This window comes from Vibrio sp. 2134-1 (genome assembly GCF_033339495.1).
Window position 1 is genome coordinate 1 of record NZ_JAWOUS010000019.1, and the last position, 26,046, is coordinate 26,046.

Annotated in this window: 18 protein-coding genes, 1 tRNA gene and 1 riboswitch; of the genes, 10 read left to right on the plus strand and 9 right to left on the minus strand. The window is 42.3% G+C overall.

Translation table 11 applies throughout. From position 1 onward, the window contains the following. Positions 1-77, plus strand: a tRNA-Asp gene (locus R7R78_RS18675). 758 nt (positions 78-835) lie between these two features. On the opposite strand, the gene R7R78_RS18680 is transcribed toward R7R78_RS18675, so the two are convergent. Beyond that, complete coding sequence (locus R7R78_RS18680) at positions 836-2,167, minus strand: cation:proton antiporter (protein WP_225474111.1); 1,332 nt, start codon at positions 2,165-2,167, stop codon at positions 836-838. Between the two features lie 191 nt (positions 2,168-2,358). On the opposite strand from R7R78_RS18680, the gene metH reads away from it, so the two are divergent. Then, the gene (gene metH / locus R7R78_RS18685) at positions 2,359-6,039 is read left to right on the plus strand and encodes a methionine synthase (RefSeq protein ID WP_186584630.1); all 3,681 of its coding nucleotides are present in this window, start codon (positions 2,359-2,361) and stop codon (positions 6,037-6,039) included. An 86-nt stretch (positions 6,040-6,125) separates the two neighbouring features. Here metH and lysC read toward each other — a convergent pair whose 3' ends face one another. Continuing rightward, positions 6,126-7,478, minus strand: coding sequence for a lysine-sensitive aspartokinase 3 (lysC, locus tag R7R78_RS18690; RefSeq protein WP_017821324.1), 1,353 nt, complete (start codon positions 7,476-7,478; stop codon positions 6,126-6,128). Between the two features lie 101 nt (positions 7,479-7,579). Next, positions 7,580-7,758, minus strand: a riboswitch (Lysine riboswitch). A gap of 220 nt (positions 7,759-7,978) precedes the next feature. On the opposite strand from lysC, the gene R7R78_RS18695 reads away from it, so the two are divergent. After that, entirely contained in the window at positions 7,979-9,100 is a 1,122-nt protein-coding gene (locus tag R7R78_RS18695) for a pyridoxal-phosphate-dependent aminotransferase family protein (RefSeq protein WP_017821323.1), read from the plus strand. Between the two features lie 59 nt (positions 9,101-9,159). Here the strand turns inward: R7R78_RS18695 and R7R78_RS18700 are convergent, their stop codons facing one another. The 4 genes from R7R78_RS18700 to R7R78_RS18715 form a co-directional block, all read right to left on the minus strand. After that, positions 9,160-10,941 carry a PglL family O-oligosaccharyltransferase gene (locus tag R7R78_RS18700; RefSeq protein ID WP_132937242.1) on the minus strand — a complete coding sequence of 594 codons (1,782 nt, stop codon included), beginning with the start codon at positions 10,939-10,941 and terminating at the stop codon, positions 9,160-9,162. Positions 10,942-11,008: 67 nt separating this feature from the next. Then, positions 11,009-13,831, minus strand: a complete 2,823-nt coding sequence (gene uvrA, locus R7R78_RS18705) for an excinuclease ABC subunit UvrA (RefSeq protein ID WP_005381241.1) — start codon at positions 13,829-13,831, stop codon at positions 11,009-11,011. Between the two features lie 149 nt (positions 13,832-13,980). Beyond that, a complete protein-coding gene (gene galU, locus R7R78_RS18710; RefSeq protein WP_005381239.1) occupies positions 13,981-14,853 on the minus strand; it encodes a UTP--glucose-1-phosphate uridylyltransferase GalU in 873 nt (290 codons plus the stop codon). A gap of 159 nt (positions 14,854-15,012) precedes the next feature. Then, the gene (locus tag R7R78_RS18715; protein WP_033907423.1) at positions 15,013-15,657 is read right to left on the minus strand and encodes a LuxR C-terminal-related transcriptional regulator; all 645 of its coding nucleotides are present in this window, start codon (positions 15,655-15,657) and stop codon (positions 15,013-15,015) included. Positions 15,658-15,934: 277 nt separating this feature from the next. On the opposite strand from R7R78_RS18715, the gene R7R78_RS18720 reads away from it, so the two are divergent. The 7 genes from R7R78_RS18720 (at position 15,935) to R7R78_RS18750 (ending at position 22,289) form a co-directional block, all read left to right on the plus strand. Further along, a complete protein-coding gene (locus R7R78_RS18720; protein ID WP_005387798.1) occupies positions 15,935-16,474 on the plus strand; it encodes a single-stranded DNA-binding protein in 540 nt (179 codons plus the stop codon). Between the two features lie 151 nt (positions 16,475-16,625). Then, positions 16,626-17,975, plus strand: a complete 1,350-nt coding sequence (locus tag R7R78_RS18725) for a tyrosine-type recombinase/integrase (RefSeq protein ID WP_225474112.1) — start codon at positions 16,626-16,628, stop codon at positions 17,973-17,975. Continuing rightward, entirely contained in the window at positions 17,965-19,122 is a 1,158-nt protein-coding gene (locus tag R7R78_RS18730; RefSeq protein ID WP_225474113.1) for a site-specific integrase, read from the plus strand. The genes R7R78_RS18725 and R7R78_RS18730 overlap by 11 nt, the downstream gene beginning before the upstream one ends. 19 nt (positions 19,123-19,141) lie before the next feature. Continuing rightward, the gene (locus R7R78_RS18735; protein WP_225474114.1) at positions 19,142-19,573 is read left to right on the plus strand and encodes a hypothetical protein; all 432 of its coding nucleotides are present in this window, start codon (positions 19,142-19,144) and stop codon (positions 19,571-19,573) included. Continuing rightward, entirely contained in the window at positions 19,566-21,434 is a 1,869-nt protein-coding gene (locus R7R78_RS18740) for a hypothetical protein (RefSeq protein WP_225474115.1), read from the plus strand. The genes R7R78_RS18735 and R7R78_RS18740 overlap by 8 nt, the downstream gene beginning before the upstream one ends. After that, positions 21,400-21,795: a hypothetical protein gene (locus R7R78_RS18745; RefSeq protein WP_225474116.1), complete on the plus strand. Its 396-nt coding sequence runs from the start codon at positions 21,400-21,402 to the stop codon at positions 21,793-21,795. The genes R7R78_RS18740 and R7R78_RS18745 overlap by 35 nt, the downstream gene beginning before the upstream one ends. Then, entirely contained in the window at positions 21,795-22,289 is a 495-nt protein-coding gene (locus R7R78_RS18750; protein WP_069544308.1) for a hypothetical protein, read from the plus strand. Before R7R78_RS18745 ends, R7R78_RS18750 begins: the two co-directional genes overlap by 1 nt. Before the next feature lie 118 nt (positions 22,290-22,407). Here R7R78_RS18750 and dcm read toward each other — a convergent pair whose 3' ends face one another. Genes dcm through R7R78_RS18765 form a run of 3 tightly spaced genes read right to left on the minus strand, consistent with a single transcriptional unit; the run spans position 22,408 to position 25,891 of the window. Continuing rightward, positions 22,408-23,388: a DNA (cytosine-5-)-methyltransferase gene (dcm, locus tag R7R78_RS18755; protein ID WP_069544309.1), complete on the minus strand. Its 981-nt coding sequence runs from the start codon at positions 23,386-23,388 to the stop codon at positions 22,408-22,410. Beyond that, complete coding sequence (locus R7R78_RS18760) at positions 23,385-24,797, minus strand: protein NO VEIN domain-containing protein (RefSeq protein WP_069544310.1); 1,413 nt, start codon at positions 24,795-24,797, stop codon at positions 23,385-23,387. Before R7R78_RS18760 ends, dcm begins: the two co-directional genes overlap by 4 nt. Then, entirely contained in the window at positions 24,794-25,891 is a 1,098-nt protein-coding gene (locus R7R78_RS18765; protein ID WP_225474117.1) for a DNA cytosine methyltransferase, read from the minus strand. The genes R7R78_RS18760 and R7R78_RS18765 overlap by 4 nt, the downstream gene beginning before the upstream one ends. Positions 25,892-26,046: the final 155 nt, after the last annotated feature.

A 26,046-nucleotide genomic window follows, 5' to 3' on the forward strand; every position in this document is an offset into this window, starting at 1 on the left:
GGAGTGGTAGTTCAGTTGGTTAGAATACCGGCCTGTCACGCCGGGGGTCGCGGGTTCGAGTCCCGTCCACTCCGCCATTTATATTAAGCCTCAGTCGAAAGACTGAGGCTTTTTTCGTTTTGGTTCCCCGACTTACCTTAAACCCACTTTCATATTGAAACCTTGCATCGAGAGGCAGGCTTCCCTCTGGCTATGCTTTCTAAGCCCTGTATGAGTGAAGTGGAACGCAGTTTTGTGTGGTTTCTGCAGTCTCGAGCGCTAGTTTTGAGCCTCTTCATTCACCAAAGCTCCTTTTGTTCGATATTAGAAAATCTAGTTATGTGACAGAGTTTAATTGTTTGAGGTGTCACTTGTTCCAATTTTGAAAACAGGACGACTTTGAATACAAGTTTAGTCTCACTGAGATCAAGAGAGAGGGGGACTAAATTTCTGTTAAGGCTTTGATCTACCTGAATGCTAGCTCAGTTTTATCTTGGTGAGATTGCTAACCTGTTTGGGTTCTGAACGCAATCACTCTAAATGTATCTTTCTCATAAAAATACAAACTCGCTCATTGCTAAGTATTGTGGAAGTTTAGCTTTGATATTTGCGAGGAGCCTATATTGCCAAGAGAAGAGAAGAGAAGAGAAGTGATAAATGGGTAAATTAAAAGGCTCGTCTATGAATACTATCTATCGGCAATAGTTAGTATCTATGAAAATGCAGCGTAGCGATTCTTAGTATATTTGAAGGTATATCAAAGAATAAGGAGCACTCGTCCTTGAAGGGGAGTCTGAAAATTAGTTATGAAAAAAGCAGCTAGGTAGCTGCTTTTTATTTATTAAGTTACGTGTCTTTAAGAGTCCACTGTCTCCGTATGTTCCGGAGTGGTTATTGCTTGGTTGTTCTCTTCCATCTTCTTCTCTTCTGCTTTTGCTTTTTCAATCATTGGAGTGATTGTTGAGCCTTGAATGAGGATAGAGAAAACAACGACGGAGTAGGTCATTACAAGAATAATCTCTTTTACATCGATTAACTTATCTTGAATCACCCAAATACCAGATGGAATGGAAAGTGCCATTGCCAATGCAAGGCCCCCGCGTAAGCCGCCCCACGTCAAAATACGTACTGACCACGGGTTATATTTTCTGTAACGCTTAAAGCCAATGTACGAGAGAAATACGCTTAAATAGCGAGCTGCTAGTACAAGAGGGACTGAAATAGCCATCATGATCCAGTCTTCTTTGTGGAATTCAAACAGCAGCATCGACATGCCGATCAGTAGGAATAACACGCCATTCAAGAACTCATCAACAAGCTCCCAAAAATGGTCAAGGTGATCTTCACTCTCTTTTGAAAAGCCAATAAAGCGTGTCCAGTTGCCAATCATAATACCGGATACAACCATTGCGAGTGGGCCTGATACATGGATGTATTCAGCAAATGCGTAACCTGCTGTTGGGACACCAATGGTAAGTAACAATTCCATTGAGTGATCATCGGTGGCACTGATCAAGTAGTGGAATAGCAAACCGAGGACGAAACCATATGTGATACCACCGATAGCTTCTTGGATGAAGAGTAAGGTGACACTACCTACAGTTGGTGCCTCAGTGCCAAATGCAATCGTAAATAGAGTGACGAAGATAACCAAACCGAAGCCATCATTGAAGAGCGATTCTCCTTCAATCTGAGTGGAGATACGTTTAGGAGCATCGAGTTTTTTCACAATAGCCAATACAGCGATTGGGTCAGTTGGCGATATTAGAGCACCAAATAGTAAGCAGTAGACCAAATCAAATTGGATGCCAATTAACTGACAAAACCCATACAGCGCAAATCCAATAAAGAACGTAGAAAACAGTGTAGCTCCAAGGACTAAAACAGTGATCTCCCACTTTTGATCTTTAAGGTTCGGGAGTTTGATGCCTAGTCCACCAGCAAATAGTAAGAAGCCAAGAATGCCTTTGAGCAAGAAATCTTCGAAGTTAATCCTTGTGACCGTCTCCGTTGCAATTTCGGTGAGATGGAACCAGTTGTTTTGACCCGCAATTAAGATTAGAAGTGAAAGCACCATTGAACCTGCGGTAATCGCAATGGTGGTTTGCATCTTTCCTATCTTGCTGTTTACAAAAGCAATTAGCATCGCAGCTGCGGATAGAAAACATAAAGTATGATAGACCGACATAGAGCTCTCTATTTGTAACATTTTATGAATGGAATTCTCGGCTGATGCTGCTTAAATAGCAAACATTTTTTCGTGATTATTTTGCAAGTTAAGAAGGATATAAAATAATCATTAATTCTACGTTTAGACGTCTAGACTCCTGAAGTTTGTGTGATAGGATGGAAAGATAACTAAAGGAATGAGGCTGTACTGTGGGAAGTAACGTAATACAACAGATTGAAGCTCAATTGAAGCAACGTATTCTTTTGATTGATGGTGGTATGGGAACCATGATTCAAGGGTACAAACTTGAAGAGCAAGACTATCGAGGAACGCGCTTTGCGGATTGGCATTGTGATCTAAAAGGTAACAACGACCTGTTGGTTCTAAGTCAGCCTCAACTTATCAAGGAAATTCACGCTGCATATTTAGAAGCGGGTGCAGATATTCTCGAAACCAACACGTTTAACGCAACAACCATTGCGATGGCTGACTACGAGATGGAAAGCCTAAGTGAAGAAATTAACTTTGCTGCTGCCAAGCTTGCACGTGAAGTTGCAGACGAATGGACCGCAAAAACACCCGATAAACCGCGTTATGTCGCAGGGGTTTTAGGGCCGACGAACCGCACTTGTTCTATCTCTCCTGATGTAAACGACCCTGGATATCGAAATGTTTCTTTCGACGAGTTAGTTGAGGCTTACTCTGAATCGACTCGAGCGCTGATTAAAGGTGGTTCTGATCTTATTCTTATCGAGACCATCTTCGATACTCTTAACGCTAAGGCTTGTTCATTTGCTGTTGAAAGTGTGTTTGAAGAGATGGGTATTGAGTTACCTGTGATGATCTCGGGGACTATTACTGATGCTTCCGGTAGAACATTATCCGGTCAAACCACAGAAGCGTTTTACAACTCATTACGTCATGTTAAACCGATTTCGTTTGGTTTGAACTGTGCACTTGGCCCGGATGAACTGCGTCCTTATGTTGAAGAGCTCTCGCGTATATCAGAATCTTTTGTTTCCGCTCACCCAAATGCTGGGCTTCCGAATGCATTCGGCGAATACGATTTGTCGCCAGAAGATATGGCTAAGCATGTTAAAGAGTGGGCTCAAAGTGGCTTTTTAAACTTGATTGGTGGGTGTTGTGGTACAACTCCTGAGCACATTCGCCAAATGGCACTCGCGGTTGAAAATATCGCCCCTCGTCAATTACCTGAACTTCCCGTTGCTTGTCGCTTGTCTGGCCTAGAGCCACTCGCTATTGATAAAGACTCTTTATTTATCAATGTCGGTGAGCGTACGAATGTAACCGGTTCTGCGCGTTTTAAGCGCTTGATTAAAGAAGAGCTGTACGATGAAGCGCTCGATGTGGCTCGTCAACAAGTTGAAAATGGCGCTCAAATTATCGATATCAACATGGATGAAGGCATGTTGGATGCACAAGCTTGTATGGTTCGCTTTTTAAACCTTTGTGCGTCAGAACCTGAAATCTCAAAAGTACCAATCATGGTTGACTCTTCCAAGTGGGAGGTTATTGAAGCCGGTCTTAAGTGCATCCAAGGCAAAGGCATTGTTAACTCGATCTCTCTCAAAGAAGGCAAAGAGAAATTCGTTGAACAAGCTAAGTTGATCCGCCGTTACGGTGCGGCTGTGATTGTGATGGCGTTTGATGAGATTGGGCAAGCAGATACACGTGAGCGCAAAGTAGAAATTTGTACCAACGCTTACCGAATTCTTGTTGATGAAGTGGGCTTTCCACCAGAAGACATCATTTTTGACCCAAACATTTTTGCCATTGCTACGGGGATCGAGGAGCATAATAACTACGCGGTGGATTTCATTGAAGCCGTTGGCGATATCAAACGTGATTTACCACATGCGATGATCTCGGGTGGTGTTTCTAACGTCTCATTCTCTTTCCGTGGCAATAACTATGTACGTGAAGCGATTCACGCGGTGTTCCTCTACCACTGTTTTAAAAATGGTATGGATATGGGGATTGTGAATGCGGGTCAGTTAGAAATCTACGATAACGTGCCTGAAAAATTGCGTGAGGCTGTGGAAGATGTCGTTCTTAACCGTCGTGATGACGCCACTGAGAGATTGTTAGATATCGCGGCGGAATATGCAGGCAAAGGGGTAGGTAAAGAGGAGGATGCCTCTGCACTTGAGTGGAGAACTTGGCCTGTTGAAAAGCGCTTAGAGCACGCGTTAGTGAAAGGAATAACTGAGTTCATCGTTGATGATACCGAAGAGGCTCGTGTCAACGCTTCAAAGCCATTAGAGGTGATTGAAGGCCCATTAATGGATGGGATGAACGTCGTCGGAGACTTGTTTGGTGAAGGTAAAATGTTCCTTCCTCAGGTCGTAAAATCTGCACGAGTGATGAAGCAAGCAGTCGCGCATCTGGAGCCCTACATCAATGCAGAAAAGCAGGTGGGACAAACAAACGGTAAGATTTTGCTAGCGACGGTCAAAGGTGATGTACATGATATCGGGAAAAATATCGTTGGCGTTGTATTGCAGTGCAATAACTACGAAATTATCGATCTTGGTGTCATGGTTCCTTGCGAAAAGATCTTAAAAGTAGCGCAAGAAGAGAACGTCGATATTATTGGTTTATCAGGGTTGATCACACCTTCATTAGACGAAATGGTGCATGTTGCAAAAGAGATGGAGCGTCTCGACTTTAACTTACCTCTTCTCATCGGTGGCGCAACAACGTCAAAAGCCCATACAGCAGTTAAGATTGAGAAAAATTACAAGCATCCAGTGGTTTACGTGAACAACGCCTCACGTGCAGTGGGCGTATGTACTTCTCTTCTGTCTGATGAACGTCGCCCTGAATTTGTTGAAAAACTTGAAGCTGATTACGAACGAGTACGTGATCAACATAATCGAAAGAAACCGAGAACCAAACCAGTGACATTAGAAGCTGCTCGAGCGAATAAAGTTGCTATCGATTGGGAAGCTTATACTCCTCCAGTGCCTGTTAAGCCTGGCATTCATATCTTCGATGATTTTGATGTGGCTATATTACGTCAATACATCGATTGGACACCATTCTTTATGACTTGGTCACTTGTGGGTAAGTATCCAACAATTTTCCAACATGAAGAAGTTGGTGAAGAAGCAAAACGTTTATTCGAAGATGCCCACGAGATACTTGATCGAGTTGAGCGAGAAGGCCTGTTAAAAGCGCGTGGAATGTGTGGCTTATTCCCTGCTGCGAGCGTGGGGGACGACATTGAAGTTTATGCTGATGAAACTCGTACCGACGTTGTGAAAGTATTACGTAACTTGCGACAACAGACCGAGAAACCAAAAGGATTCAACTATTGTTTATCCGACTACATCGCACCTAAAGAGTCGGGTAAGCATGATTGGATAGGGGCATTTGCTGTCACTGGTGGTATTGGTGAACGAGAGCTTGCTGATGAATACAAAGCACAGGGAGATGATTACAACGCAATTATGATTCAAGCGGTGGCGGATCGCCTAGCCGAAGCGTTTGCTGAGTATTTGCATGAGCGTGTCCGTAAAGAAATTTGGGGTTATGCAGCTGATGAAGATTTATCTAACGATGATCTCATTCGTGAAAAATACCAAGGTATTCGCCCTGCGCCGGGTTATCCCGCGTGTCCTGAACATACTGAAAAAGGACCGCTTTGGGAGTTACTTAATGTGGAAGAGAACATTGGTATGACTCTAACCTCCAGCTATGCAATGTATCCGGGCGCGTCAGTCTCTGGTTGGTATTTCTCTCATCCTGACTCACGTTACTTTGCGATCGCACAGATCCAAGAAGATCAGCTAGAGAGTTACGCCGATCGTAAGGGGTGGGATAGGATCGAGGCTGAAAAATGGTTAGGGCCAAACATTAACGGTTAAATTGATGTTTACCTCGTCCAAATGTAACAACTAATGAAACGACAAAGGGCTGCAAATACGCAGCCCTTTGTTTTATTGAGTTGAACTTACTTCTCAAACAACTCAGTGTGGAGTTTTTGTATGGCTTGTTTCGATACCGATTCATGGAGCAAGAAGCATAAGTTGTGAGGGCTAGCGCCATAACAAATCATGCGTAGGTTAAAATCTTCTAGCGTGCCAAAAACCTGTTTCGCGTAGCCTTTACTCTCACTCATGTTGTTTCCAATGAGAGCAACGAGGCATAGGTCATGTTCAACTTCTACCTTACATAACTCTTCTAACTCTTCTCGTGCAGCTTGCGGCAGCTGTGGTGCTCCGCCAGAGGTATCAGTTTGATCAAGTGTTAACGATACACTGATTTCAGATGTCGTGATCAAATCGACAGAGATCTTATGCTTTGCAAGGATCTCAAAGACCTTTGCTAAAAAACCGTATGCGTGGAACATATTGGCGCTGCGTAGCGTTACCATGGTTTGGTTACAACGCAAAGCTAGCGCACGGAATAACGGTGAGCTTTCGACTTGGTGGCGAATCCAAGTTCCCCCTTTTTCTGGCTCTTTCGATGACCCTACAAATACCGGAATGTCGTGGCGCAATGCAGGTACTAGCGTAGAAGGGTGAAGGATTTTAGCGCCAAAGTTAGCCATTTCTGAAGCTTCACTAAAGCTGATCTCAGGAATTGGTGAGGCTTTTGGTGCAATTCGCGGGTCTGTTGTGTAGATTCCCGGAACATCAGTCCAGATTTCTAGCCCTGCCGCTTTAACGCTCTCAGCAATTAAGGCGGCGCTGTAATCGCTGCCCCCTCGACCTAATGTTGTTGTATTACCGGCTTCGTCAGATCCTATGAAGCCTTGAGTAACAACAACGGATTGTTGGCAAAGTGGTACGAGTTTATCTTGCGCAAGCGTCGAAATTGCTTCAATGTTTGGCTCCGCGCGACCAAAGTTGTCATCAGTACGCAACACATCGCGGATATCAAAGCGCACTGCTTGAATGCCTCGCTCACACATTAACTGAGTTAGAATGTGCGTCGACATGAGTTCACCACATGCGACTAAATGATCGGTTAACTTCGCACTAGCTTGGATAGATGCAGCCTCGGCCAGGCTGGTTACGGTATCTAATATGCCATACACCTCGGCAGCAGTTTTCGTGCTGTCTTCGAGCTGAGTTAAAATGGCGTCATGAATGTTGGCCAAATTTTGTAGCAGCTCAGTACGGTGCGTTTGATCCTGAACACCGTTGGCGAGTTCTACCAATAGGTTGGTGACGCCAGAGCAAGCGCTGCTCACGACCAGGCGAGTATTTGGATTGTTTTCGATAATGGTGGCGCAACGACTCATTGCCTCAAAGTTGGCAACACTGGTTCCACCGAATTTAGCTACGTTAAATGCGCTCACTGCGTTCTCCCACGGCTTCCTAAAAAATTGTACATCCAATGTTTAGTGAGAAAAGGAACAGAGCAAAAAGAGAGGTATTTAGAATGCTATTTGAAAAATTTACCCTCAGAAGCCCTTCATCAGACTGCGCTGATGACAGTTGATGGGATTCAGCCCAATTCAACCGACAAGTCAAATCCTGCAACTTTGACTTACCTCGGCACTACTCCCCCTCAATGATTGGTGTTGGAATTGCGGTTCCACAAATCATCTACCTGGGTAGCGCTCCTCTTCTACATAAAGCTCAAACATTGAACGGTTTTGAGGCCTTAATGTCAATCAATATTTCAACCTTTATGGTGTTTTTTATTAACGATTTTGTGACACTGGTTTGACCTCCATACTTACGGCTAATTGCTGATAGAGGAAAAATCTATTAGGGTGAAGAACCCTACACCTGAGCCATGTTATTGAATAGAACTTTTAGAATGCTCAGGATAAAAGATAATCAAGGAGCTGACATGTCGATCCAAAGCTTTATTCCGCCTCACCGTATTTTAATGGGACCTGGTCCTTCTGATATTTATCCTCAAGTGTTACAAGCACTAAGCCGTCCTACGGTAGGTCACCTTGATCCTCTGTTTATCGGTATGATGGATGAGCTCAAGCAGCTATTGAAGTATGCCTTTCAAACTGACAATGAGTTCACTATTGCGGTTTCAGCGCCAGGTAGTGCAGGGATGGAAACCTGCTTTGTAAACTTGATCGAGAAAGGCGATAAAGTGATCGTTTGCCGTAATGGTGTATTTGGTGAACGCATGCGCGAAAATGTCGTCCGTGCTGGTGGTGAAGTTGTTATCGTCGATGATGAATGGGGGACGCCTGTTTCCATTGATAAAGTCGAGCAAGCACTCGAACAGCACCCAGATACAAAAATTCTTGCTTTTGTGCATGCGGAAACCTCAACTGGTGCAGTCAGTGATGCTCAAGCATTGGGTAAGCTCGCGAAACAGCATAATGCATTATCTATTGTTGATGCGGTGACATCGCTTGGTGGTGTGCCGTTAAAAGTGGATGAATGGCAACTGGATGCGGTTTACTCTGGTAGTCAAAAATGTTTGTCATGTGTACCTGGACTCTCACCAGTGACGTTTTCTCCTGCCGCGATTGAAAAGATTCAAGCAAGAACAACACCAGTACAGAGTTGGTTCCTCGATCAGAGTTTAGTTTTGGGGTATTGGAGTGGAGAAGGCAAGCGTAGTTACCATCATACGGCGCCAGTTAATAGCTTGTATGCGCTTCATGAAGCTTTATTGATACTGAAAAATGAAGGATTAGAAAACGCTTGGGCTCGTCACCAACTGATGCATGAAAAACTCAAAAATGGCTTACAAAAGTTAGGATTTGAATTTGTTGTGGACGAAGCCCATCGGTTGCCACAATTAAATGCGATTTACGTGCCTGAAGGAATTGATGAAGCAAAAGTTCGTGCTCACTTGCTAGAAACCTATAACCTAGAAATTGGTGCAGGCCTTGGGGCATTAGCTGGTAAAGCGTGGCGTATTGGCTTAATGGGTTACGGCGCTCGATCTGAAAACGTTGCGCTGTGCTTAAAAGCGTTAGAAGAGTCACTCACTGAATAAAATCATACAGCAATGAGATAAAGAAAAGCGAAGGTCATCCCTTCGCTTTTTGGTACTTATTACTCTGCACCTGAAGTGGGGGCTGGTGAGGCAGAGATTGCTTGAGAAGGTGGTTGGTAATTGACGTCACTGAAATCAATCTTCGGGAACAAAAACTGCGCTTCAGCTCTAATTTGCTCCGCTTTACTTGAGTCATCTAAGCCTTGGTAGGCCAAAATCAAATTATTATAAAATGCAGGGCGAGGCTTATCTTTGATGATTTTTAGCGACCAATCGATATAAGGCTGAATCAAGGTTGCGTCTTGTTGGTACAGCCCAAGGTTTAAAAACGTGCTATAGACATCCCAATCAAACCTGTCTTTCCAAACCACAGGGTTACTGACTTGATTCAGAATATCAGGGTTAGTTGGTCTAGTGGTCTCAAACTTCGTCAATACATAGTTCGTATGTAATGCGCTTACCATGTAAAACGTAAACGCAACGGGAAGTACCAAACTAAAAACACGCAGCAAGCTTTTGGTCACATTACTAAAGCCGACTTGTCGATAACGAGAGACGCGCTGATCGACCCAGTACAGTAGGATAACGAAGATCAACCAATGCACGAGAGAGTGGTAGAAAGGGTATTCCAGTTGTGAGTGCAATACGATAGGTATAAACAAGGCCAGCAACGCAAGACGAGTTCCGCGTTTGGCTTGATAGATTCGATACAGTACCAGTGCCATCGCTAAGAAGATGCCGATTATTGGCAGCAAGCCACCTTCTACTCCCCAGTAAAGTAGCTCATTATGCGGATGATCCATGGCTGGCAAACCTGCTGGGTAATTCTCATTTAGGGCATGTTGACGAGCCGTATACAGCATGTACTCAGATTCAAACTTGCCATATCCATAACCAGTAAAAGGCTTTTCAATCACCATGTCTAATGTTTGCGGAAAAGTATACGCTCGAGGAGACTCCATATTTACTTTTTCTGCGGCTAACCTACCTCCATCAGGAAAGGCAAGATGCATGACAACGACAGAGAGTAAGAGCCCACTTACAAGTGACACAACCCAGCGGATAAAGCGCCCTTTGGTTGCAAAGCGGTACATGTATGGAATGACCAACAACACGGCGATGACCGAGGCTAACCAACCAGTGCGTGAAGCCAACGCCACAATTAGTGGTAAAGTTAAAACTGGTACGGCATAGAGAAGGTAAACATCGCTTAACTTACGATCGTATTTGTAGGGCTGACGTGCAAGTAAATAGCTGGCAATCACCAACCCTGTCGCAAGAAAACTGGCCATTACATTGGGCTGTTGGAAAATACCATAAGGACGATTGGCCACCGTGTCGTAACCAAACGGATTGCCTGGTTTGAGATACAGATATTGTGTCAGACCAAAAATGGCTTCGATAACAACCGCAAGGACAATGAACCATAATAGGCGTTGGCGATGTTTATTACTGAAATGAAATTGTTGTAAAACAATAAAGAACAGGACACCACACCACAGGCCTATGAGCTTATTGGCTGCCAAGCTGCTATTCGCATTTGGGTACAGAATGGGCACTGTCATGATAAGAGCACTAATGAACAAGCCGATGGTTAGTTTTGAGTAACGTAGCACTCGATTATTCGCTAGTTGGTAACACCCAATGCCTAATGCAAAGCTAAAAGCAATCCAAGTTGTCGCATTGAACGAAAGCGAAAGCCCCGAACCGCCGGGGTTGGGCATGAAAAAGTGCATTGCCAACACAAATAGTGTTGCCAAGGCAATGAGAAACTTGCGATTGAGGGGAACCTGTACTTTTTCGGGAGAAAGCTTTGTTCCACTTACATGTATAGTAGCCATAGTTATTGCGTTGTTTTGAATGAAAAAAGACCAGCACTTGCTGGTCTCGATACTTTACCTGTTTTTTCTACTTCAACATAGGCTTGAGGAAGTGAGCTGTGTGCGAACCCTCGATTTGCGACACATCTTCCGGAGTGCCTTGAGCGATTATCTCGCCGCCACCTTGACCCCCTTCAGGACCAAGATCGATAATCCAGTCCGCAGTCTTAATGACGTCCAGGTTATGCTCGATCACCACGACAGTGTTTCCGTGGTCGCGAAGTCTGTGCAGTACAGTGAGCAACTGCTGGATATCATGGAAGTGCAAGCCGGTTGTTGGTTCATCCAAAATGTACAAGGTTTTTCCTGTATCACGTTTGGATAGCTCTCGCGCCAGTTTCACACGCTGTGCTTCACCACCGGAGAGTGTTGTTGCCGCTTGACCCAATCGTATGTACGACAAACCCACATCCATCAGTGTTTGTAGTTTGCGAGCGATGGCAGGAACTGGATCGAAGAAGGTGCGTGCATCTTCGACCGTCATTTCTAGCACTTCATCAATAGTTTTACCTTTGTAACGTACTTCGAGCGTTTCACGGTTGTAGCGTTTACCTTTACACACATCACATGGCACATAAACATCTGGTAGGAAGTGCATTTCTACTTTGATAACACCGTCACCCTGACAGGCCTCACAACGACCACCGCGTACGTTAAAACTAAAACGGCCCGGTTTGTAACCGCGAGAACGCGACTCCTGTGTGCCTGCAAACAGTTCACGGATTGGTGTAAAGATCCCCGTATAGGTTGCAGGGTTAGAGCGAGGTGTACGGCCAATTGGGCTTTGATCGATATCGATGACTTTATCGAAGTGCTCTAGACCTTTAATCGATTTATAAGGTGAAGGCTGAGCCGTTGTCGCTCCGTTAAGTTGGGTATGCGCAATTTTAAAGAAAGTATCATTAATCAGCGTTGATTTACCTGAGCCAGATACTCCTGTAATACAGCTGAATAACCCAACGGGAATTGAAAGGTTAACGTTTTTAAGGTTATTACCTGTTGCGCCTAATAGCTCAACCGTTTTTTTCGGATCTCGCGGCGTGCGATCTTTCGGTACTGCGATTTCTTTAACACCACTTAAGTACTGACCTGTCAGAGAATTCGGATTCGCGACTATCTCTTCCATGGTGCCTTCCGCAACAACATTACCACCATGTACGCCAGCACCAGGACCAATATCTATGACATGATCTGCACAGCGAATCGCATCTTCATCGTGTTCTACCACAAGTACGGTATTACCTAAATCGCGCAAATGAGTGAGCGTTTTTAATAAGCGTTCATTATCACGCTGGTGGAGACCAATCGACGGTTCATCTAAGACGTACATGACACCAACAAGACCTGCACCAATTTGGCTTGCTAAACGAATACGTTGAGCTTCACCGCCTGATAAGGTTTCAGCACTGCGTGATAAGTTTAGGTAGTTCAAACCGACGTTAACTAAGAATTGCAGACGGTCGTTGATTTCCTTCATCACTTTTTCAGCGATTTGGGCGCGTTGACCTTCCAGTTTCAAGGAATGGAAGAATTCCAATGCATCAGCAATGCTGAGTTCAACAATCTCAGGTAGTGTCGTATCAGCAATAAACACGTTACGTGCTTCAAGGCGTAGACGAGTACCGCCACAGCTTGAACAAGATTTAGTGGAGATGTATTTTGCAAGCTCTTCACGGACAGAGTTGGATTCTGTATCACGATAGCGACGTTCTAGGGTATTCAGAATACCTTCGAATGGATGGCGTTTAACGCGAATATCGCCACGATCGTTGATGTATTTAAACTCAATCTCAGTACGACCTGAGCCCTTTAGAATGACATCTTGCGTTTTCTTTGGCAGAGAATTAAAAGGGGCATGGAGGTCAAAACCATAATGATCGGCCAATGAGGTGAGCATTTGGAAGTAGTAGTAGTTCTTTTGATCCCAACCGCGAATCGCACCTTGTGCCAAGCTTAATGAATCATCTTGAATGACTCGGCTTGGATCGAAGTATTGTTGAACACCCAAGCCATCACAAGTGCCACATGCACCAGCAGGGTTGTTGAATGAGAAAAGTCGCGGCTCTAACTCTTGCATGCTGTAACCACATTGTGGACAAGCGAAGTTGGCGGAGAAAATAATCTCTTCACCGTCGCCATCCATTGGCGCGACAACCGCAATTCCGCCTGATAATTCGAGCGTGGTCTCGAAAGATTCGGCCAAGCGCTGTTGTAAGTCTGGACGAACTTTAAAGCGGTCTACCACCACTTCAATGGTGTGCTTTTTATGTAGCTCAAGGGTTGGAGGATCGGAAAGATCGCAAGTTTCTCCATCAATACGCGCACGAATAAAGCCTTGAGCCGCTAAGTTCTCAAGCGTTTTAACATGCTCACCTTTACGTTCTTTGACAATAGGTGCCAATAGCATCATTTTGCTGCCTTCCGGCATCTCTAGGACTTTGTCCACCATTTGACTGATGGTTTGCGCAGCAAGAGGGGCATGGTGCGTTGGACAGCGGGGTTCGCCCACACGAGCATACAATAGACGTAAGTAGTCGTAGACTTCGGTAATTGTACCGACGGTTGAACGCGGGTTATGAGAGGTAGATTTCTGTTCAATAGAAATCGCAGGTGATAACCCTTCAATGTGGTCGACATCGGGTTTTTCCATCAGAGACAAAAACTGACGAGCGTAGGCAGAGAGAGACTCTACGTAGCGTCGTTGGCCTTCTGCATACAATGTATCGAAAGCGAGAGAGGATTTACCGGAGCCACTTAGTCCAGTAATGACAATCAGTTTATCGCGAGGGATTGTAAGATTAATGTCTTTAAGGTTATGGGTTCGGGCACCGCGAACTTCTATTTTATCCATCGTTTTTGCTCTATGTATAACCAAGTGGGGCAAGTATTACATAGTGTGAGAAATGTGCAAAGAAAATTACTGGATAAAAAAACAGTAAAGTAAAAAGCCCAGCGTTGTGCTGGGCTTTCGATACAGTAATTTCGTACTACGACGATGCTTTATACAGCTTTTTGTGTTGCGTGCTTACCTAGCTCAGAGGTTTTTTCATCTTTTAGATACAGGTTTTCAAAACAATAGTTAGTTGCTTCGATGTAACCTTCAACGCTACCACAGTCAAAGCGTTTGCCCTTGAATTTGTAAGCCAACACACAGCCCGCTTTTGCTTGCTTCAGCAGCGCGTCAGTGATTTGAATTTCACCACCTTTACCAGGTTCGGTGTTTTCGATCAGTTCAAAAATATCGGGAGTCAGGATGTAGCGGCCAATGATAGCAAGGTTGCTAGGCGCCGTGCCTTTCTCTGGTTTTTCTACCATGTCGTCTACGCGATAGATGTCGTCTTTGATCATTTCACCAGAGATAACGCCGTATTTGTGTGTTTCTTCGGCTGGTACTTCTTGCACTGCAACGATAGAACAGCGGAACTGCTTAAATAGTGCCACCATCTGAGCCAGTACGCCCTCTTGCTCGTTCACACAAAGGTCATCAGCAAGAACAACAGCAAATGGCTCATCACCTACCAATTCTCGTCCAGTTAGAATCGCGTGGCCCAAGCCTTTCATTTCGCGTTGACGTATGTAAGTGAAGTTTGCAGATTCAATGATTTCACGGATATCTACCAACAGCTCTTCTTTGTTGGTACCGCTAATCTGATGTTCCAGTTCGTAGTTCTTATCAAAGTGGTCCATGATCGAGTGCTTGCCACGACCTGTCACAATACACATGCCGTTCATACCAGCTTGGATTGCTTCTTCGACACCGTATTCAATAAGCGGTTTATTCACGACTGGCATCATCTCCTTTGGCATAGATTTCGTTGCCGGTAGGAAGCGTGTGCCATAGCCTGCAGCAGGGAACAGACATTTTTTTATCATTGGGGGAATATCCTATCTCGTTTTTATCAAGAATCTGCGCATAACTTTAACACGAGAGGTATCAATGAATCATGAATAAAGTAGGAAAAAATGTGAGACTCGGTGCGGAAAAAAGATGAGCGACTCGTCATTTCAGTTATCAGAGCCGCTCACATTGCATCACGACATTAAGTTTTGGTCTGCCCACGCGATTGCCTGTACTCGGTTCTTTACGGATAGCTTTTTGAATATCTGATACAAGTGCGATTTGATGGTGAATTCACTGACGAATAACTCCTCGGCCATCTGACTGTTCGAGGCGCCAGCTTGTAGGCAACGCAGTACTTGTAGCTCACGAATGGTTAGGTCTACCGTAGCTGGTGCAGTATGAGTATTAATGACATTGCGGTAATAGTGTAAAAGTTGACTGGTTACATTACGCGGCAGCCAGTTTTGACCGTTAACAATGCCTTTTAACCCTTCTCCAATTTGCTCTAGCGTATCTTCAGAATAAAACACACCTTTTAATTGACCAAATGAAAGAAGTTCATCCGTGGTTAGTCTTTTAGGCACGTTGAAGACAACGGTTTCAAAGTTTTTCCATACAAGAGGCAAGTTTTTGATCGATTGAACAAGTGATTTATGTTCACTGAAGTCGATCAGTAGAATTTTATTACGGTGTTGTGGCTTGGCTTCCATGAGTGCTTCGGTTGAAATCACCGGGATGCTCATATCAATGTACTTTTCGAGTGCCGCCACTTTTTTTTGCGCATTATCTTCCATACTGATCAGAAATAGCTTTCTTGCGTAAGCCGACTTTCTCACGTGTTCCAATCTCCCTGGGTTCAATAGAAGCCATAAACTGGCACTAAAGAGAGGCCATAACCATCGCTTTACTGAATAAATGCGTTCGAATTCAAAGCTTCACGAAACGATGTCTGCAACGCGAATCAAAAATGCTACACACGTAAGTTGAAATACGATTTGGGTTCTAGAGCATGACTCAATAGATCACAATGGTATTAGACTTTAATCAAAACATTAAAGCGTGCTATTCTAATGCGCTAAAATTTTATATATCCAGAGTGAAACGGAGCACATCATGGCCAGCCGTGGAATTAACAAAGTTATTTTGGTGGGGAATCTAGGTAACGACCCTGAAATTCGTTACATGCCGAATGGCGGTGCAGTAGCAAACATTACTATTGCGACTTCTGATTCATGGCGTGATAAAGCGACTGGCGAACAGCGCGAAAAAACGGAATGGCACCGTGTTGTGTTGTTCGGCAAACTTGCGGAAGTAGCAGGTGAGTACTTGCGTAAAGGCTCTCAAGTTTACATTGAAGGGCAACTGCAAACTCGCAAATGGCAAGATCAAAGTGGTCAAGATCGCTACTCAACTGAAGTCGTTGTTCAAGGCTTCAATGGTGTGATGCAAATGCTTGGCGGTCGTGCTCAAGGTGGCGGTGCACCTATGGGCGGTCAACAGCAGCAACAAGGTGGATGGGGTCAGCCTCAACAGCCAGCTCAGCAGCAGTACAATGCGCCTCAGCAACAGCAACCACAACAACAGGCTCCGCAGCAACCACAGCAGCAGTACAATGAGCCACCAATGGATTTTGACGACGATATCCCGTTCTGAACTAAGACAAAATAAAAAATGTTGAAAAACACACTAAAGGCCGCTAATAGCGGCCTTTTCTTTTATTGGCTGAAAAAAAAGTGTTTATTTTTTAAGCTGGGTGTGTATATTATTAACTTACAAGTTTTTATGTTGATTTCTTTGGTTAGGTATGAAGATTGAGATAAAGAAGTTTATGAGCGGTGAGCGTTATGTCTTTTTACTAGACGATGACGGCATGCCTGATTTTTGGGTAACGCACTTTGTCACTAATAAACTCAGGAAGAATTTAACAACATCTTCAATTCAACAGTATCTAAAGTCCATCAAACACTTAAAACTTTGGGAAAGTATAAATGGTAGAGATCTGCTTGAAGAAATTTACAATGGGACCATTCCAACCCTTGATGATATCAATGCTCTGAAAGAGCATTGTAGCTATCGAGCTAGCGTCTTCAAAAATCAGACTAAAACAAATGTTACCGATATGGGCAAATTTCACCTTTCTAAATCAAAAGATAAGCCCACCGTCACAAAGTCTCAGTATATATCTCGCATGGCTCACATTACTGAATATCTCCACTTTTGTGGTAAAGAGCGAGTTAAGAAGAAACCGTCTGCTTCGCAGTTATCTGATGCGCTTGATTTAATGAAGACGCAGCTAAAAAGCGACATGCCAAAGGATCGTTTAAAAAGCAAACAAATGGCTTTAGATAAATCTGGGATACCAGATGATGTATTTGAAGATTTTGTTGCCGTGGCTAAACCCAACTCTGAACACAATCCCTTTAGTAACTCTGTCATTCGGTTTCGAAATTACCTCATCGTTCAAATCTTGTATGAAACGGGATGTAGACGCAGTGAACTAGCAGCTCTAAGAATTGGTGACATCGGTACTGATACTGACAACCCCACCTTATCAGTTGTACGCAGACATAATAGTAAAGAAGATCCTCGTTTAGATGAGCCTACAGCGAAGACGCTTGGTAGAGCCGTCCCAATCTCGAAAGAACTGAGAGATTTACTAAATACCTACGTTAGAACACATCGTTTTCAGACAAAGGCGGCCAAAAAACATCCATTTATATTTGTCTCTCACAAAGCCAAAAGTGGAAGCTATGAATCAGGTCAACCGCTGGTAAAACAAACGATAAACGATATTTTTAATCGTATTCGCAAGGTTAATTTTGAACGTTTTTGGGGGATCACGCCACACAGCTTTAGGCATTATTTCAACCATCTGCTATCCAAATGTATTGACCAAGAAAAAAAAGCGGTTGAAGAAGAAGTGAAGCGATTGGAAGCCGAAGGGAAGCCCCAAGCAGCCAAACTATATGCAGATGAAAATAAAATCACCGAAGCGCGTGAGCTAGAGATTAGAGCTGAGAAGAATGGACATTCCGACCTAAACTCTGGCAGACCTTATTTGAAACGAACAGTTATAGAACAAGCCAATAAGATGCGGAGAAAGATGCATGAAAATTTAAAACATAAGGCTGAAGTAGGTGTTTATGGCTATTAATACGAAAAAAAACAGTGATTATAGAGATATAAAGTCAAAGACAGACAAGCGACTAAGTAAAGCTAACTATGAGTTTGACGTTTATTCTGATAATTGGCAGTTGGATACCAATGTGCGTTTGAATTTGACTCTTTTAGAACCATTAAGTCTTACTCCTAAGTTTTCTGAGTGTTTCAGACTTGCTTTAGCGGACTACGCTGCTGAGTTTTCATCTTCTTACACGTCCAATATTTTTCGAGAGTGTCGTGCTCTCTTTGCTTTTGGTGTGACAAATAAAATCAGTGAGAAGCACGTCGTCAATTTTAAGAGCAGCTTGACTAAAAACACAGAATACAAGCTAGGGAGTATCCGTGCTTTTTTGCTTGATTGGCATGACAAGGAAATCTACGGTGTTGATAAGAAAGTTGTTGGCTTGCTCTCAGCGCTCAAAATTTCAGGAAATGAAAAAGGGAAAGCGGTTGCACTTGGTTGCCTGTTTAGCGGTGCTTATACACTGGAGGAGCAATCAGCATTCATTACGTGGTACGTAGATGCATTTACAGAGCAGCTCATTTCATTATATGACTATGCATTTATCATGGCATTGCAATACACAGGTGCTCGGCCTATCCAATTAACCCATATGTATTATGAGGATCTACTCACAAGAACAGAGGCTGGCATTGAGCACTTTGATTTACGAATACCTAACGCCAAAAAACGTAATGAAACGTTTAGAGGGTCTTACCAAATCAAAAAAGATGTGAGTGAAGACCTAATATTGGTGCTGACTGCACAGGCAAAACAATCAATAAAAATGGTTGAAGAACATTTCAACGTTAGCCTTACTAGTCAGCAGAAAAAGCATATCCCCATTTTTATTAATGACCGAGAGATATCGAATCTCACTGACTTTAGTGCATTCGAAGAAATAAAACAGAAAACGCCTGATTTATTGTGCTTACGGACGAGAGGTGCAAATCCATCAGTAGGGGAAATAACACGAAGATTAGCTCGGCTTTGCCCCTTAAAAACAACCCGAATTAAAGTGGGTGGGGATTATGGAGATTTGCATATTAATCCACGTCGATTTCGTTACACTCATGCGACGAACATGTCTATGCTTGGAGCCAGCGAGCATACGATAGCTGAGGAGTTAGGGGCATGAAGATACTCAACAGGTCACCGTGTATACCGAGTTTAATGAAGAGATGGCGGATAGAATCGACGAGGCGCTAGCTACCGCTCTTACCCCATTAGCTCAAGCTTTTTCTGGCACGTTAATAGACAGTGAAAAAGACGCAATTCGAGCTAACGATCCTCGAAGTAGAATTAACAATGACGAAGGCAACCCTTTAGGAAACTGTGGAACATTCGGCTTTTGCGCTAATGGTTCTGTACATTGCTACACATGTAACAAATTTCAACCTTGGTTAAATGCTCCTCATGAAAAAATGCTGAAAAGCGTCGTTTTGAAACGAGATCGAAAGCTTGATATGGGAGCCAGTGAGTTTGTTTTGCAAGGACATAACCGCAGTATCAATGCTATTAAGGCGGTCATTCTAAAGTGCAACGCAAGAAAGCAAGAGTTAGAAAATGAAGGAGCCTTAAATGTCTAATGTTTTGCTGTTTACTCCTAAGCATAAAATTGATTTTCAAAAGAATTATGATGATTTTATCGCTTTTGCAAAAAATGATCTGAGTCTGTTTGAAGACATTCAGTTCAAAACCCCTGAAGGCATTATTCAGAATGGCTGGGAATGTGATAAGTGGTCGTGGAAGACGGAAAAAGGAAAAAAGCTGACGATTGTTTTTGGGGCAAGTCAGAATCATTCAAAATATACACCTTTCCAGCCTCCTTTTTCTGACTTTGCGAAAGCATATGTTCGCTACCAGCAATCGCTTAACAAGAAAGATTCAACTACTTGGGCTTCATCACTTGTATTCCTCTATCAAGCATTAGAAGAGCACGCTGCTCACAATGATAAATCTTCAGTTGATATAATGAACATCAACAATAATGTGATTGATCGCGTAGAGCAGAAGATACGGAGCAGTGATTTAGGTGCTGGCGGCAAACGCAATATCGGCCTTTCGTTCGAAAAGGTATTGAAATTCATCAAAGAAAAACGATTTAAACTAGATCTACAAGATTGGTCGAACCCGTTTCCTCGTCAATCTGACGCGAGCATAAAACTAGACGAAAAAAGTCGCAAGGAAATAGAAGATAAATGTCCGTCAGATTATCAGATGTTGCAGGTAGCAGACGCTTTTCATAAAGCTAAGACACCACGCCAGAAGTATTTTAGTAGTGTTTGCGTTATGTTGATGTGCCAGCCCAGCAGAAATATAGAATTGAATGGTTTGACTGTCAATTCATTACAGCGAAGTGATAAAGGTCGTTGGTACTTGATGTGGCATCCTGCCAAAGGGGGGGGGGGGGCCGTTCGAAAGTGGGTGCCAGCTTTGCTAGAAGACGTTGTTAAACAAGCATTTGAAAGACTTGTTGAGATTTCTGCTCCAGCCAGGTCTGCTGCAAAATTTGCGTACGACAATCCTGATCTGTTCATGTTGGCTAGTGACTCAGAAAGCTCCCAAGACAAGCCTTTGACATATAATCAGTTCGCGAAAGCAATGGGATTTAAAACAGGTAAATCAGGAAGAGGAGTCAACATTACTTGGACTACATATGGAAGCAACGTCAAATGGTTAAATCGTTTAATTAGTGACTTGAATAATGTGAACAACTGGAAAAAGGATTTGTGTCAAGGATACACCATTCTCCCAAACAATGAGGTCGTCAATAAGCGCACAGGTAAGTCAGCAGGAATCGTCATTCGATTTCCTAGTTACAGGGATCTCCGTTCTATTATTGATGAACAATATAAGACGCTGGATTTCCCTAATTATGGCGATATGAAAGTATGGGATTGCATCACATTAGTCAGAGATTATGAATTTCACAAGGAATTCGCGGCTAAGCCCTTCTCATGGGTTCATCTTGGGCATGGCTCTCTGAGTGATGCTATCGGCTCTGACAGAGGCTTAGAATCAATTTTTGATGAGCTGGGTATCACAGATGAAGATGGGACACCTCTCAAGCTAAATAGTCACCAATTTCGTCACTGGTTAAACACGAAATTAAAGTTAGCAGGTGAAGCTGATTGGCTTATCGCCAAATGGTCAGGGCGAGCTGATATCAAGCAAAACAAAGCTTACGACGGACGAACTGAAAAGCAAAAGTCACGTCTAACTCAGCGTATTGGGCATGTTACGATTGGATCTGGTGTCATGACTGTTGCTCAAGCTAACCAGTTGTTAGAACCTTACACTGCCGAAGCGCCGCCACCGCCAATGGTTTTACATGACCTTGGACTTCCCATCTCACTAAAAGCTCTTGGGGTTGATAGGGATGGTGTTGCTCAGTTCACAGGATTAGGCTTCTGTGTTCACCAACTATGCCGAAAGTCCATGTGTTAAAAATGGTGACTGTGAGGTCTGTAATGAACATGTTTGCCTTAAAGGTATACCTCACTCTCTTGATGAGTTAAAAACTCTTGAAGCGCTATATGAAGAGCAATTGAGGCATGCGAAAGCCGCCGCAGAGGATCAGGTTTTTGGATCGGATAGATGGGTTACAGCTCTGGGCTTTCGCTTGTCTAAGATAAAAACACTCATTTTTCTTCTTGAAGATCCAAAAAAAGCGGATGGCGCACACGTTAGAATACCTGATGAGCTATCACCATCTCCTGTGAAGCGCTCACTGAACATAAATGAACAAAGCGCTATCCAAGGGTTTGATCTTATGGCTTTGGCACTATCTGATATGAGGGAGGCATAATGGCTTTTGTTCCAGATAACAAAGAAACGATACTGGCTATCATCGATGGGTGGACTGGTAAACTTAGTTATGAGCTTTTAGCTGAGAAATTACAGTTAGAACTTGGCCTAAAAAAGCCGCCATCACGTTTCACATTCACCAAGTATGATGAAATTAAGCATGCTTTTGATTTGAAGAAAGAGCAGCTAAGGCAAAAGAAATCAGCAGCTATCCAAGATGCCAAGTCGTTGTTCGAAAGTACTGACAAATTAAGTGATCTTATCTCTAATCTAGGGAATGATGACGTAGCGATTGCTGAATTAATCAAGCAAGTAGAAAAACTTGAAAAAGAGAATAAAAGGCTCAGTTCAGAAAATAAAAGGCTTAATTCTCAAAACGATATATTGCTTGAAAGATTTGCGAGATGGCAATACAACCTTCAGAAGATGGATGGCGTCGATCTCAATAAGTTAGCTTCTACAATTGATGATGGTTTACCTGCCAAGTCAAAATAGATGATATTCTACGGTAAATAATCCTAAGCTAGGCAATTATCTTGGAAAGAAGCCCCCCCATCCTTAAAATGCCACAAAACAATTAAATTGATTATGCTTGGGGGGGACTCTTAAGCTATCAAGCTGCTTTTATTGACACAGCAGAAGACAAAGTTGAAACAACACTAGACATTACATGCCACATCATTACAGGTGGAACCGCATTTCCGATGGCTTTATATGCCCTTGTGTTCGATACATTAAACTTAAAGTTTTCTGGAAAAGACTGGATACGAGCAGCCTCTAATGGTGTAAATCTTCTATATCGGCCATTTATACACAATACAGGATCAACACTATTTAAACTTGCTTTAGATAGGTGCGCACTAATAGTATTGCAATACCCAGTAGGATCTTGAACTCTACCTTTATTCATCGTCTCTCTTTTCTTTAGCATTCCGTCTATAGCTTTTTGTGAAAAGAAAAACTTACTATCAACTTCATCTTCATTTTCTAAGACATCCTGGAGTGTAATATCGGATTTGATAGCTGTTGGGAAGCTAAAACTCTTAGCCAACTCAGGGTTTAGGAAACCAACGATGAAAACCCTTTCTCTTTTCTGAGGAACCCCAAAATGAGACGAGTTTAGTATGGTGTACTTACAAGTGTAACCAGCCTCTTCAAATGATTGTATTACCAGAGGAAATGCTTGCTTTTTATTTGCAGAGAGTAGCCCTTTAACATTTTCAGCAATGAAAACCTTGGGTTTATGCTTCTTTAATATATCGACCATTTCAAAAAAAAGCTTTCCATTATCATTCTTATAACCCAAGCGAGGAGGGTTTTGAGCAACAACGGAAAATGATTGGCATGGAAATCCTCCAATCAATACGTCATGCTTAGGTACAAAAGGTTTTAGATCTCTAATGTCACCGAGCATAGATATATGATCAAAGTTATCGTTATAAATTTCAACTGCATATGGGTCAATGTCAGATGAAAAAACGATTTCAGAGTTATTGCTATCGTAGTACTTTCCTTGATAGCTGAATCCACCAATAGCTCCCAAGTCCATCCCACCACAGCCACTAAAAACTGAGCAAATTTTTAGCTTATTCATGCCAATATCTCTACTTCTTCCATTATCGTTGGTTTAAATATTAACTCTACTCCCTTTGGGGCGGAAAGTTTCACTAGATCTTCTTGGAATAGCTTTACAGGGTTATTCATGACCAGCAACTTTCTGCTTTCATCCGTGATAATAAGTCGGTATATGTAGTAATTTTCTTTATGAGTATATGCAGCATTCCACTCATTTTTCGTGAGGGATATTCTGCTTTGGGTTATCGGATGATTACTTAAAGTTGTTTTAACTTCTATAAATATTTGGTTATCCATTTCATCCATAGATTTAACATCATAACCAGCCCCCAAATGTGTTGGGATGAACTGAACTAAGTGCTGATTATGTTCAAGTCCAAGCATCTTTAGTTTATTCTTTTCATGAGCTATAACCAGATATTCACCCATATCTCCAATATCTTTAGTAGTCATTTTAGTTGTTTGACCACTATCTAAACTCAGTACGAACTCATCTTTTTCTGATTTCGTTCGGATAAACTTATCCAAGCTAGTCGCACTGGTAGAGAAATCTAAATCATTTACATAATCAAACCAAGCTTCTTTAACATCATGCAGTTCACTTACATCAAATTCTCTACCATAAAACTCAGAGAAGCGGTCAAACGTCCCAGATTGAGTGTAAGCATACGTAAGAAACTCACTTTCAATATTGTTTAGGAAGTACTTGGAAGATTTTTTTACAAGTAAGTTACCTAACTGCATATAGTCGAGAAAGTCTAGAGCTGTACGAGTTTGGTCTCCTTTGCTTTCATAAGTAAAACCTCGAATAAATTTGTGGCTTCTGTACACAACATTATGTTTTCGATTTTCTACAATGATATTTTTGGCATCACTTACTGATAGAGAACCAGAAGTAAACCTGAGATCGTCAAAAACGACGTAGGTCAACTCATCTTTAGTGATAAAACCCTGACCGTTATCGTGACCTTCAAGAAGTGTAAGTAGATCTTTAATAAACTTAAGTGGTGCGAAATTTACATTATGATCTATTAAATCCTTATTTACATGTGGCTTCAGCATGCCATTAGGGAATTGAATTTTCATTGAGAAATTCTTAAAAAATTCAATTAAATCTTCTGTTTCAGCTAGCCTTTTTGAAATTGCACTTGCATAAAGCCCTAAACCGTGTCTGTACTGCATTAGACCAAAAATGGCGCTAATCTCTGTACGCCAATTATCTAGAGTTTTGACGGTGGCATGACTATTACCTGGGAATTCAGCAATAATTTTGTTTAAAGATTCTTTATCAATAGACCCGTTGAATGCACTAATCTCTTTAGACATGTAAAATAGAACGTTCTCTAGGTTGTTCTTAAATCGAGGGCGCACCATATGTAAAGGAAACAAATGCTCCTCTGGTGTTTTATATAAACTTTCACCTGTCATATAATCAATTCCTTTGTCTCTACTGAACTTATCGATTCCTTGTCTACAGTTTGCCTTAATATCTTCTCTGCTATTGCTTTCCCCATTAATGGAGGAACTGCATTTCCAACTTGACGATACTGCTCTGTTTTATTTCCCAAAAATATAAATGAATCAGGAAAAGATTGAAAACGAGCATTTTCTCTAACTGTTGGAACTCGATTATGTTTATAGTGAAAATGGTGTCGATGACCAGTGTCGATAGTACTTGCTGGCTTTTTACTATGATATCGAGTCCAAGCAACATTAAATTTGCGTGTAGAAACAAAGTCTTCTGGTAAATTCTTGTAATTCCCACCTTCAGGAACTAGGGCGATAGTTGACTTAACTTTATCTTGGTGCTTTGTAATAAGATGATTATGGAGTCTCTTAGGAGCATATTTTCTCATTTCAACTTGATAAGCACTTTGTGGTTCAGTTGCATATGAAAATGACTCTGGCATGTCGTCATCATCTAAAGCATGAAGATCTGAAACTGCCTGCTCACAATTAATAAAGGCTTGTTCTTCAGAAATTATTTTTTCTGGGAAATAACTAGCACCAGTGCAATCAAGTGAACCAATAAAAATAGCTCTCTTACGAATTTGCGGTACTCCATAGTGAGCACTATTTAGCACTTCGTACTCAACGCTGTAGCCTAATTCACTAAACTCTTTGATGATCTGGTCTTTTATTTTTCCTTTAAATAGACTTATAATTCCCGGCACATTTTCTAGAACAAAGAACTTTGGTTTTAAATCTCTAACCAAACGAACATAAGACAAAAAAAGCTTATTTCTGGGATCTTCAAATTTACGAGGGCCTGATAATGATAATCCTTGACATGGAGGCCCTCCGATTATCACATCAACAGTTTGATTGCTGATGACTTGTTTGATATCGTTAGCCGAGATTTCTTGGATGTCCCCATGAATAACCTCAGAGTTCTTATGGTTGGCTTTAAAGGTTTCTAATGCTGATTTATCATGATCAATGCCAAGAAGAACATTATATCCAGCTTGCTCAAAACCAAGGGATAGCCCCCCACAGCCACAGAACAAGTCAATTACATTCATATCCACTCCAAAGCCTGTTTTTTTGTACAGTAAAAATCACAATAATCATCAGATTATCCATGTCTTACAACTTATTTTAAAGTCCAGAATTCATTTTTTTATAAGTTGCTGTTTCACAAGGCTGTTTGTGGCAAGGATACTAGGATATACGGTGA

Coding starts and splice junctions, on each gene's coding strand:
- R7R78_RS18750 (WP_069544308.1), top strand. CDS start 21,795: ATGGCTTTTGTTCCAGATAACAAAGAAACGATACTGGCTATCATCGAT.
- uvrA (WP_005381241.1), bottom strand. CDS start 13,831: ATGGATAAAATAGAAGTTCGCGGTGCCCGAACCCATAACCTTAAAGAC.
- R7R78_RS18765 (WP_225474117.1), bottom strand. CDS start 25,891: ATGAATGTAATTGACTTGTTCTGTGGCTGTGGGGGGCTATCCCTTGGT.
- R7R78_RS18695 (WP_017821323.1), top strand. CDS start 7,979: ATGTCGATCCAAAGCTTTATTCCGCCTCACCGTATTTTAATGGGACCT.
- R7R78_RS18760 (WP_069544310.1), bottom strand. CDS start 24,797: ATGACAGGTGAAAGTTTATATAAAACACCAGAGGAGCATTTGTTTCCT.
- dcm (WP_069544309.1), bottom strand. CDS start 23,388: ATGAATAAGCTAAAAATTTGCTCAGTTTTTAGTGGCTGTGGTGGGATG.
- R7R78_RS18730 (WP_225474113.1), top strand. CDS start 17,965: ATGGCTATTAATACGAAAAAAAACAGTGATTATAGAGATATAAAGTCA.
- R7R78_RS18725 (WP_225474112.1), top strand. CDS start 16,626: ATGAAGATTGAGATAAAGAAGTTTATGAGCGGTGAGCGTTATGTCTTT.
- R7R78_RS18700 (WP_132937242.1), bottom strand. CDS start 10,941: ATGGCTACTATACATGTAAGTGGAACAAAGCTTTCTCCCGAAAAAGTA.
- R7R78_RS18680 (WP_225474111.1), bottom strand. CDS start 2,167: ATGTCGGTCTATCATACTTTATGTTTTCTATCCGCAGCTGCGATGCTA.
- R7R78_RS18720 (WP_005387798.1), top strand. CDS start 15,935: ATGGCCAGCCGTGGAATTAACAAAGTTATTTTGGTGGGGAATCTAGGT.
- R7R78_RS18740 (WP_225474115.1), top strand. CDS start 19,566: ATGTCTAATGTTTTGCTGTTTACTCCTAAGCATAAAATTGATTTTCAA.
- galU (WP_005381239.1), bottom strand. CDS start 14,853: ATGATAAAAAAATGTCTGTTCCCTGCTGCAGGCTATGGCACACGCTTC.